Source organism: Serratia sp. CY82433 (genome assembly GCF_052166535.1).
Taxonomy (GTDB): Bacteria; Pseudomonadota; Gammaproteobacteria; order Enterobacterales; family Enterobacteriaceae; genus Serratia; species Serratia sarumanii.
Genome location: NZ_JBJNOR010000006.1, coordinates 56,711 through 66,374, shown reverse-complemented (window position 1 = coordinate 66,374; position 9,664 = coordinate 56,711). Strand labels below are relative to the sequence as shown.

10 protein-coding genes are annotated in these 9,664 nt (G+C 60.6%); 8 read left to right on the top strand and 2 right to left on the bottom strand.

Annotation, left to right across the window (positions count from 1 at the left end; genetic code table 11):
• Positions 1–61: 61 nt before the first annotated feature.
• Complete coding sequence (locus ACJ8PI_RS21200; protein ID WP_164134876.1) at positions 62–475, top strand: VOC family protein; 414 nt, start codon at positions 62–64, stop codon at positions 473–475.
• 77 nt (positions 476–552) lie between these two features.
• Here ACJ8PI_RS21200 and ACJ8PI_RS21195 read toward each other — a convergent pair whose 3' ends face one another.
• On the bottom strand, positions 553–1,752 hold the full coding sequence (locus tag ACJ8PI_RS21195; protein ID WP_164134877.1) for an NAD(P)/FAD-dependent oxidoreductase: 1,200 nt from the start codon (positions 1,750–1,752) through the stop codon (positions 553–555).
• 300 nt (positions 1,753–2,052) lie between these two features.
• Between ACJ8PI_RS21195 and pitA the strand changes: the two genes are divergently transcribed.
• Positions 2,053–3,555 (top strand): inorganic phosphate transporter PitA, encoded by a 1,503-nt coding sequence (pitA, locus tag ACJ8PI_RS21190; RefSeq protein ID WP_033636373.1) that lies wholly within the window; start codon positions 2,053–2,055, stop codon positions 3,553–3,555.
• Positions 3,556–3,628: 73 nt separating this feature from the next.
• Here the strand turns inward: pitA and uspB are convergent, their stop codons facing one another.
• Complete coding sequence (gene uspB, locus ACJ8PI_RS21185) at positions 3,629–3,964, bottom strand: universal stress protein UspB (RefSeq protein WP_016930435.1); 336 nt, start codon at positions 3,962–3,964, stop codon at positions 3,629–3,631.
• A 432-nt stretch (positions 3,965–4,396) separates the two neighbouring features.
• Between uspB and ACJ8PI_RS21180 the strand changes: the two genes are divergently transcribed.
• The 6 genes from ACJ8PI_RS21180 (at position 4,397) to uspA (ending at position 9,504) form a co-directional block, all read left to right on the top strand.
• A complete protein-coding gene (locus ACJ8PI_RS21180) occupies positions 4,397–5,170 on the top strand; it encodes an SDR family oxidoreductase (RefSeq protein ID WP_049213712.1) in 774 nt (257 codons plus the stop codon).
• 72 nt (positions 5,171–5,242) lie between these two features.
• The gene (locus ACJ8PI_RS21175; protein ID WP_223182202.1) at positions 5,243–5,506 is read left to right on the top strand and encodes a hypothetical protein; all 264 of its coding nucleotides are present in this window, start codon (positions 5,243–5,245) and stop codon (positions 5,504–5,506) included.
• A complete protein-coding gene (locus tag ACJ8PI_RS21170; RefSeq protein ID WP_033649378.1) occupies positions 5,499–7,253 on the top strand; it encodes a monovalent cation:proton antiporter-2 (CPA2) family protein in 1,755 nt (584 codons plus the stop codon). Before ACJ8PI_RS21175 ends, ACJ8PI_RS21170 begins: the two co-directional genes overlap by 8 nt.
• Before the next feature lie 5 nt (positions 7,254–7,258).
• Positions 7,259–7,840, top strand: coding sequence for a DUF924 family protein (locus ACJ8PI_RS21165; protein WP_049195636.1), 582 nt, complete (start codon positions 7,259–7,261; stop codon positions 7,838–7,840).
• A 51-nt stretch (positions 7,841–7,891) separates the two neighbouring features.
• On the top strand, positions 7,892–8,800 hold the full coding sequence (locus ACJ8PI_RS21160; RefSeq protein WP_060428716.1) for a LysR family transcriptional regulator: 909 nt from the start codon (positions 7,892–7,894) through the stop codon (positions 8,798–8,800).
• 266 nt (positions 8,801–9,066) lie between these two features.
• Positions 9,067–9,504, top strand: a complete 438-nt coding sequence (gene uspA, locus ACJ8PI_RS21155) for a universal stress protein UspA (protein ID WP_004930988.1) — start codon at positions 9,067–9,069, stop codon at positions 9,502–9,504.
• The last annotated feature ends 160 nt before the right edge of the window (positions 9,505–9,664 follow it).

The following is a 9,664-nucleotide window of genomic DNA, read 5'->3' as shown; positions in this document are numbered from 1 at the left end:
AGGATAAATCGGGCGTTGCCGATTATGCTGATGAGTAACGCAGCGATTCTGGGAGAAAATCATGCCCCCTTTCAGCCTGAAGACTATCGATCATGTGGTTCTGCGCGTGCGCGATGCGGAAAAAAGCCTGCGGTTCTATACCCAGATGCTGGGTTGCGACATCGCCAAACGGCGGCCCGATTTGGGGCTGGTGCACCTGCGCGCCGGAACGGCCATGATTGATCTGGTCGACGTGAACGGCCAGCTTGGAAAAAAAGGCGGCGACGCGCCCGATCCTCACCGGCAAAATGTCGATCACCTCTGTCTGCGCATCGATCCTTTCAACGAAGACGAACTGCTGGCCTATCTGCGATCGCAGGGGATCGCCGTCGAGCCCGCTGAATCGCGCTACGGCGCGGAAGGCGACGGGCCATCGGTTTACTTCAGCGATCCGGACGGCAATCGCATAGAGCTTAAGGGGCCGGCGGCCGATTAAATCACGGTATGTTCCGGATGTCGGATAATCATAAAATAGCCTTCTAAATCGGCCTAGCCCCTTCACGCTGCTGAACGTTAACGCTCCTGCGCCGCCAACGCCTGGGCGCAGGCCCAGGCCGAGCTCCACGCCCACTGGAAGTTGTAGCCGCCCAACCACCCGGTCACGTCCACCACTTCGCCGATAAAATAGAGCCCCGGCGCCTTGTGGGCTTCCATCGTCTTGGAGGAAAGTTCGTTGGTGTCGACGCCGCCGAGCGTCACTTCCGCCGTGCGGTAACCTTCGGTGCCGTTCGGCTGCACGCGCCAGTTCTGCAACAGCTCCACCAGCGCCGCCTGCTGCGGCGCATTCAGCTGCTTCAGCGTGGCCTCCGGCAGTTGTCCCAGGGTTTGCAAGCACTCCACCAACCGCTTCGGCAATTGCAGCGCCAGGGTGTTTTTCAGGCTTTGGTTCGGGTGCTGGCGGCGTTGATCATCCAGGAAGGCCGCCAAATCCAGCTCAGGAAGTAAGTTAATGCTCACATACTCACCCGGTTGCCAGTAGCTGGACAGCTGCAGCACCGCCGGGCCGGACAGACCGCGATGGGTAAACAGGATGCTTTCACGGAAGCTGACGCCGTTCTCGGCGGTGATCACCGCCGGCACCGAGACGCCGGACAGCGTCTGCACATGCTCCAGCAGCGGCTTATGCAGGGTAAAAGGCACCAGCCCGGCGCGCGTCGGCAGCACCCTGAGGCCGAACTGCTCCGCCAGCTTGTAACCGAACGGCGAAGCGCCCAGCCCCGGCATGGACAAACCGCCGCTGGCCACCACAAGTGAGCGAGCACTCACTTTTTCACCATTCAGCGCCAGCGCGTAGCCATGTTCGGTTTTCTCCACGCCCAGCACTTCGCTGCGCAGGCGCATCGTCACCTGGCCCAGCTCGCACTCTTTGACCAGCAGATCCACCACCTGCTGCGCCGAGTCGTCGCAGAACAGCTGCCCCAGCGTTTTTTCATGGTAGGCGATGCCGTAGCGGTTGATCAGATCGATGAAGTCCCACTGGGTGTAGCGCGCCAGCGCCGACTTGCAAAAGTGCGGGTTGTTCGACAGGTAGGCCGCCGGTTCGGCATACATGTTGGTAAAGTTGCAGCGCCCGCCGCCGGACATCAGGATCTTGCGGCCCGGTTTTTTGCCGTTGTCGAGCAGCAACACGCGGCAACCGAGTTGCCCCGCCTGCGCGGCGCAAAACATGCCGGCGGCGCCCGCCCCAATCACTACGACATCAAACTGTTCCACCTGAGCCTCACTTATCAAAACCACAATCGCGACAAAAGGGCGCCATATTACGCCGTTTCGCCGCCGGTCACCGCCAAATTCACGGCGGCAGATTGTAAAGCCCCGGCGCCGCCAACGCCATAGTAAGAAAATATTACAGAGGTCAGAGGAGAATAACGCATTGATATTCCATATTTTTGTTATAGGCGCGTCATCGTTTCGTCATGTCCAAATCAAAAAAACGTCATATTTTCCTTTTCCCCGGCCCCGGTTGTCACTGATAATGCGCGGCGTTCATGTCCACAAACTGGCGTAACGCTTATGCTGCATTTGTTCGCTGGCCTGGATTTCCATACCGGCCTGATGTTAATTCTCGCATTGTTGTTCGTGTTGTTTTATGAAGCCATCAACGGTTTTCATGATACGGCCAATGCGGTCGCTACAGTTATTTATACCCGCGCCATGCGCTCGCAACTTGCGGTCGTGATGGCAGGTTTGTTCAACTTTCTTGGCGTAATGCTCGGCGGTTTGAGTGTTGCTTACGCCATCGTCCACTTGCTGCCTACCGATCTGTTGTTGAACGTCAGTTCAGCACACGGATTAGCCATGGTCTTCTCCATGCTGTTGGCGGCAATCATCTGGAACCTCGGCACCTGGTATTTCGGTCTGCCGGCCTCCAGTTCCCATACGCTGATAGGCGCAATCATCGGTGTCGGTTTAACCAACGCCCTGATGACCCACACTTCGGTGGTGGATGCGCTTAACGTCCCGAAAATGATTGGTATTTTCCTTTCTCTGCTGTTCTCGCCGCTGGTCGGCATGATGGTGGCGGGAGTGATGGTGTTCGCCTTGCGCCGCTATTGGAGTGGCACCAAGAAACGCCAGCGTATCCACATGACCCCTGCGGAACGTGAAAAGGTCGACGGCAAACGCAAGCCGCCGTTCTGGACCCGTATCGCGCTGATCCTGTCGGCGATTGGCGTCAGCTTCTCGCACGGCGCCAACGACGGCCAGAAAGGCATCGGCCTGATCATGCTGGTGCTGATCGGCGTTGCGCCGGCCGGCTTCGTGGTCAATATGAATGCAACCGGTTATGACATCACCCGTACGCGTGACGCCGTGACCCACCTGCAGCAATATTACCAGCAGCACGGCGACGCGCTGTCGCATGCGGTGTCGTTGACGCCGCTGGTGCCAAGCCCGGATGACGAAGCTGCGCCGAACAAGCCGGCCGAGTTCCACTGCGACAGTTCGCGCGCCATGCCGGCGATCGAGCTGGCTCAGGGCATGCTGACCAACCTGCAAAGCTACGATCAGCTGACGGTTGAGCAGCGCAGCCACCTGCGCCGCCTGCTGATGTGCGTGACCGACACGGCGGATAAAGTCGCCAAGCTGCCGGAAACCTCATCCGCCGACCAGCGCTTCCTGAAGAACCTGCGTCAGGATCTGCTGCAGACCGTCGAGTACGCGCCGATGTGGATCATCGTCGCCGTCGCGCTGGCGCTGTCGCTCGGCACCATGGTGGGCTGGAAACGCGTGGCCACCACCATCGGCGAGAAGATCGGCAAGAAAGGCATGACCTACGCCCAGGGCGTATCGGCCCAGATGACCGCGGCGCTGTCTATCGGCGTGGCGAGTTATACCGGCATGCCGGTCTCCACCACCCACGTCCTCTCTTCGGCGGTTGCCGGGACGATGATCGTGGACGGCGGCGGCGTGCAGAGCAAAACCGTGAAGAACATCCTGTTGGCCTGGGTACTGACCCTGCCAATCTCGATTCTGCTTTCCGGTGCGCTGTATTGGGTTGCGTTGAAGCTGATCTAAGCGATAAGCATCATGAGGAAGGCGGCCGCAGGGCCGCCTTTTTTTTGCCTGCATCAAGGGAAACAGGAAGGCATTAATACCAGATCATCAGCGCTATCAGGCTGATGACCACCAGGCCGCACAGGGCCGAGGTCAGCATGAACTGCCCGCGCACCCGTTCGCAGCGGCGAATAAACTCCGGATCGTGGTGCTCGACATAGCGTTGCGCAAAGATATAGCGCACCAGCCTCAGCTGCTTGCTGGGTTGCCCGTGGGCGGTGAAGAAACCGCCGCCATCGACGTATTGGTACAGCAGCGGATCGCAGCCGCGCAATACCACCAGCAATGCGCGCAGAGAAGAGTAATACCGCACCATGTTTACCACACACACCACACATAAGGCCCAAAACAGCGCGACGGTACTGATCATGATTACCCCCTCAAGGCGTTGTTATCCGCGGCCATCCGCCGGGTCCAACCGCCCTACCTCATTACCCGATACTCTGCTGGAGCTTACCGCTCTCATCCCCTTTTTTGCCTGCACGGGCCATGCCCATAACCCACCGCCTCCGGAGACGTTACCGCACCGCACAGAGAGATTTGCACGGCGTGATTCCACTCAGAGGGGAAATGGTGAGGCCCATATTCATCATTGTAGGTTAATGAAACGCAAACTGGCCTGATCAGTGGATAAAATTTACCGCCACGCGCCGAAACGCCCCCGCCGGGGCGTTATAAGTGATAACCGTTCGTCTGCAATTAGTCGTTTTTCCTGGATAGTCTATCCCGCCCCACGCCGCTGATCTTTCCCCCCACGCTGGCTAGACTCAGGTTTCCGTTACGCTCATCCAAGGAAACTGTTATGGCAAACCATTCAATCAAGGGAAAAACCGTCCTGATCGCCGGCGGCGCCAAAAATCTCGGCGGGCTGATCGCGCGCGATTTGGCTGAACAAGGCGCCAAAGCGGTAGTGATCCACTACAACAGCGCCGCCTCCAAAGCCGAAGCGGATAAGACCGTCGCCGCCATCCAGGCCGCCGGGGCGCAAGGCGTCGCGCTGCAGGCCGATTTGACCACCGCGGGCGCGGTCGAGAAGCTGTTCGCCGATGCGGTCGCCGCCGTCGGCAAGCCGGATATCGCCATCAATACCGTCGGCAAAGTGCTGAAAAAGCCGATGGTCGACATCGGCGAGGCCGAGTACGACGAGATGACCGCGGTCAACGCCAAAACCGCGTTCTTCTTCCTGAAAGAGGCGGGCAAACACCTCAACGACAACGGTAAAATCTGCACGCTGGTCACCTCGCTGCTCGGCGCCTTCACGCCGTTCTATGCCGCTTACGCCGGCACCAAGGCGCCGGTGGAGCACTTCACCCGCGCCGCCGCCAAGGAGTTCGGCGAGCGCGGCATCTCCGTGACGGCGGTCGGCCCCGGCCCGATGGACACCCCGTTCTTCTATCCGGCCGAAGGCGCCGATGCGGTGGCGTATCACCAAAGCGCGGCGGCGCTGTCGCCGTTCAGCAAAACCGGCCTCACCGATATCGAAGACGTGGTGCCGTTTATCCGCCACCTGGTCAGCGACGGCTGGTGGGTTACCGGCCAAACTATCCTGATCAACGGCGGCTATACTACCAAGTAACGCCGCATGGGGGGCGCGCGTCTGGCGTCCGCCCCCGCCAGGAGGCGCAGCGTAGAGGATATTGCAATGCACATGCTAATGGTCATTGGCGGAGGCGTAGTTCTCCTGGGATTGTTTGTGCTGTTCGGCTGGCTCTGGGGCGCCAGCGCGGCGGGTATGGCGCTGGCGGCAAAAATTTTCGTCCCGGCCTGGTTGCTGATCGCGGCGGTCAATATGTGGGTGGGCGTCGCCCACGCGGGCTACAGCCTGCGGGCGGAGTTGCCGATCCTGCTGCTGGTGTTCGCGATCCCCGCCGCCATCGCCGCGTTCGTATTCTGGCGCCTCGCCCATGTCTGAAAGCGCCGGCGACCTGCTCAACGTGGTGACGCTACTGGGCGCCGCCGTGGTGGCCGTGCCGCTGTTCAAGCGCTTGGGGCTGGGCTCGGTGCTGGGTTATCTGGCCGCCGGTTTGGCGATTGGGCCGTTCGGCTTTGGTTTGTTCAACGATGCGCAGACCATCCTGCACATCGCTGAACTTGGGGTGGTGATGTTTCTCTTCGTCATCGGCCTGGAGATGCGGCCTTCTCATCTGTGGAACATGCGGCGCGATATTTTCGGCCTGGGCAGCCTGCAGGTATTGAGCTGCGGGCTGCTGCTCACCGCCATCGGCATGGCCTTCGGCTTTTCATTGGCCATCTCCTTCATCTGCGGCATGGGATTCGTGCTGACGTCTACCGCCATCGTCATGCAACTGTTGGGCGAGCGCGGCGACATCGCCAGCCCGCGCGGTCAGAAAATCGTCGCCGTATTGCTGTTTGAAGATCTGATGATTGTCCCGCTGCTGGCGCTGGTGGCGTTCATCGCGCCGGCCGGTTCATCGACGCCGGTATCCGGTTCCGCCTGGGGCGGCATCGCCATCGCCGCCGGTGCGCTGGCCGCGCTGGTGGCGGCCGGCATCTGGCTGCTGAACCCGCTGTTTCGCATTCTGGCGCACGCCAAAGCGCGCGAAGTGATGACCGCAGCCGCGCTGCTGGTAGTGCTTGGCGCCGCTTTGCTGATGCAGCTGGGTGGCCTCTCCATGGCCATGGGCGCCTTTTTGGCCGGCGTGCTGCTGTCGGAATCGACGTTCCGCCATCAGCTCGAAGCCGACATCGAGCCCTTTCGCGGTCTGCTTTTGGGGCTGTTCTTCCTCGGCGTCGGCATGTCTCTCGATCTGGCCGTGGTGGCGCGCAACTGGCCGCTGATCGTCAGCGGCGTGCTGGCGATGATGTTCATCAAAGGCCTGTGTATTTACTGCGTGGCCCGGTTGACGAAAAGCTCGCACGGTGATGCTCTCGACCGCGCCGTACTCATGGCGCAAGGGGGAGAATTTGCGTTTGTGCTGTTCGCCGCTGCGCTGGCCAATCAGGTGCTGCCTGCGGAAGCCAACGCCAACATGACCGCCGTCGTGGTGCTGTCGATGGCTTTGACACCGCTGGCGGTGTTGATCCACCAACGCCTGCGCGCCTCGTCCGACGCCTCGTTGGACGGCACGGAACAGCCCACCGGCTTGACCAACAGCGTGCTGATCGTCGGGTTCGGCCGTTTTGGTCAGATCGTCAGCCAGCACGTTTTGGCGATGGGCGCCGATATCGCCATTATCGACCGCGAACCCCAGGTTGCCCGCGACGCGCAAGACTTCGGCTTCAAAGTTTACTATGGCGACGGTGCGCGCATGGATGTGCTGCATGCGGCGGGCGCCGGCTACGCCCGCGCCATCTTGGTCTGCATTGACGATCCGCAAGCCGCCACGCAGATTGTCGAACACGCCAAAACCCACTTCCCGCAGGCCCGCGTGCTGGCTCGCGCTCATGACCGCGAACATGCCATCGCGCTGATCAAGGCCAATGTGGATTACCAAATTCGCGTCACCTTAGAGTCCGCCATGTCTTTCGGGCATGAAGCTATGTTGGCGTTGGGCTCCGATCCGGAAACCGCGGCGGATCTGATGGCCGAGCTGCGGCGCAAAGATGCCGAACGGTTGGCGATGGAGGTGTCCGGCGGCATTTACGCCGGTACATCGATGATTTTGGGCAATGCGCCGACCAAGGCGAAGAAGGAATGACGGGCATGCCGACCCTTTTCCGCCGGCGCAGCGATGCGCTCGCGGCCGATAATCAAACGGCCGATGAGGTGGTGCGGTTTTGGCGAGACGCCGGCGCAGAGCAATGGTTCCGGCAGGATCCGCGCTTCGACCAACGCTTTCGCGCGCGCTTTTTGGGCCTGCATCTGGCGGCGGCCCGGCGTGAACGCGACGACTGGCTTAAGACGCCGGAAAGCGCGCTGGCGCTGATGATCCTGCTCGACCAATTTCCGCGCAACGCTTTTCGCAACACCGCCCACATGTACGCCACCGATCCGCTGGCGCGCCGCTTCGCCCGCATCGCCATTGCGGCGAACTACATGCAGGCCGTCGAGCCTTCGCTGCGCCTGTTTTTTTGCCTGCCGTTCGCCCATTCGGAAAATCTCGCCGATCAGGATCTTTCCGTGGCGCTAAACGCTCAACTGGGGCCGGCTGAACGCGCGCACGCCGAGGGACACCGCGATATCATCCGCCGTTTCGGTCGTTTCCCACATCGCAATCAGCTGCTGTTGCGCGATACTACCACGCAGGAGCAAGCCTTCCTGGAGCAAGGAGGGTTTGCCGGATAACGCCGCAGAATGCTTTAAGCGGCAATAATAAGGACAATAACGGGCGCATCGATGGACAGATTCAATCAATACCGCGTATTCGTGCAAGTGGCGGAGATGGGCAGCTTTATCCGCGCAGCCCATGTGCTGGAGGTGCCGCGCGCCTCGGTGTCCGCCGCCGTGCAACAGCTGGAAACGCAGCTGGGCGTGCGCCTGCTGCACCGCACCACGCGGCAGGTGCGGCTGACCGCCGACGGCGAACAGCTGCTCGAGCGGCTGCGCCCGCTGCTGGCCGAGGTGGAGGATATCGATCAGTCGTTTCAGGCCAGCCAGCGCCAGGCCTCCGGGCGGCTCAGCGTCGACGTGCCGAGCCGCATCGCCCGCCGGCTGATCGCGCCGGCGCTGCCCAGCCTGCTGCGGCGCCATCCCCACCTGCAGCTGGTGCTCGGCTCCGCCGATCGCGCCATCGATCTGGTGCAGGAAGGGGTCGACTGCGCGGTGCGCGTCGGCGATCTGCACGACAGCAGCCTGGTGATGCGCCCGCTCGGCCATATCGCGCTGATCAACTGCGCCAGCCCCGCCTACCTGAGCGAATTCGGCCATCCGCTTCAGCCCGCCGATCTTGCCGAGGGGCACAGGAGCATCGGTTACGCCTCGCCCAAAACCGGCCGCGAATCCCCCTGGGAATACCTGACCGCCGACGGCCACACCCAGCGGCTCGAACTGCCCAGCCGGGTGGTGGTCAACAACGCCGAGAGCTATATCGCCTGCTGCCGCGCCGGGCTGGGGCTGATGCAAATCCCGCGCTACGACGTGCAACACCTGCTCGACGCCGGTGAACTGGTGGAAGTCCTGCCCGCTTACCGCGCCGCCTCCATGCCGATCGCCCTGATCTATCCCCATCGTCGCCAGCGCTCACGCCGCCTGGCGGTGTTTCACGAATGGTTTGAAAGCCTGCTGCAGCCGCATCTGGAGCGCTGATTGCGCATTTAGCGCTATACTTTGTTTAATAACGCTTATAATTCAAGCGGTCAGACCGGCAGCATCCGCATAATCAATAGGCTTTTACGCCGCGCGGGTGTACAACGAAAGGTATCGGGCGGAGAGATTTTCGATGCGGCGCAGTGTGATCGCCCCAACATATCATTGCGTTATCCGAATGATACTATGGAACCAAAAGCGCAAGGCGGGTAAACGGAACGCCTGCTAACCCTTTTAATCGGCATGTTTATGGAAGGAGTATTCTTATGGCTTACAAACACATACTGATCGCGGTGGACCTATCCCCGGAAAGCAAGATCCTGGTAGAAAAAGCCGTCTCGATGGCGCGGCCGTACAACGCTAAAGTTTCTCTGATCCACGTCGATGTCAACTATTCCGACCTCTATACCGGCCTGATCGACGTCAATCTCGGCGACATGCAAAAACGCATCTCCGAGGAAACCCATCAGGCGCTGACCGAGCTGTCGCAAAACGCCGGCTACCCGATCACCGAGACCCTGAGCGGCAGCGGCGATCTGGCGCAGGTATTGGTCGATGCCATCAAGAAATATGACATGGATCTGGTACTGTGCGGCCACCACCAGGATTTCTGGAGCAAGCTGATGTCTTCCGCTCGCCAGCTGATCAATACCGTGCACATCGATATGCTGATCGTGCCGCTGCGCGATGAAGAAGACGAATAAAGTAAGCACTCGCTAACTTAACTGCCCAACGCCCGCGCCCTGCGGGCGTTTTTCATGCCGCCACGCCGATTAATCGCTTGATAATCAACCGCCCTCCGATGATATAGTCGCTAAAGACACAACATCCTCCCCCGGGCATCGCCTATACCCATATCTATAA

What these genes read in the sequence shown, in the direction of transcription:
- ACJ8PI_RS21200 (WP_164134876.1), top strand. Translation starts at nt 62, where the DNA reads ATGCCCCCTTTCAGCCTGAAGACTATCGATCATGTGGTTCTGCGCGTG.
- pitA (WP_033636373.1), top strand. Translation starts at nt 2,053, where the DNA reads ATGCTGCATTTGTTCGCTGGCCTGGATTTCCATACCGGCCTGATGTTA.
- uspB (WP_016930435.1), bottom strand. Translation starts at nt 3,964, where the DNA reads ATGATCAGTACCGTCGCGCTGTTTTGGGCCTTATGTGTGGTGTGTGTG.
- ACJ8PI_RS21180 (WP_049213712.1), top strand. Translation starts at nt 4,397, where the DNA reads ATGGCAAACCATTCAATCAAGGGAAAAACCGTCCTGATCGCCGGCGGC.
- ACJ8PI_RS21175 (WP_223182202.1), top strand. Translation starts at nt 5,243, where the DNA reads ATGCTAATGGTCATTGGCGGAGGCGTAGTTCTCCTGGGATTGTTTGTG.
- ACJ8PI_RS21170 (WP_033649378.1), top strand. Translation starts at nt 5,499, where the DNA reads ATGTCTGAAAGCGCCGGCGACCTGCTCAACGTGGTGACGCTACTGGGC.
- ACJ8PI_RS21165 (WP_049195636.1), top strand. Translation starts at nt 7,259, where the DNA reads ATGCCGACCCTTTTCCGCCGGCGCAGCGATGCGCTCGCGGCCGATAAT.
- ACJ8PI_RS21160 (WP_060428716.1), top strand. Translation starts at nt 7,892, where the DNA reads ATGGACAGATTCAATCAATACCGCGTATTCGTGCAAGTGGCGGAGATG.
- uspA (WP_004930988.1), top strand. Translation starts at nt 9,067, where the DNA reads ATGGCTTACAAACACATACTGATCGCGGTGGACCTATCCCCGGAAAGC.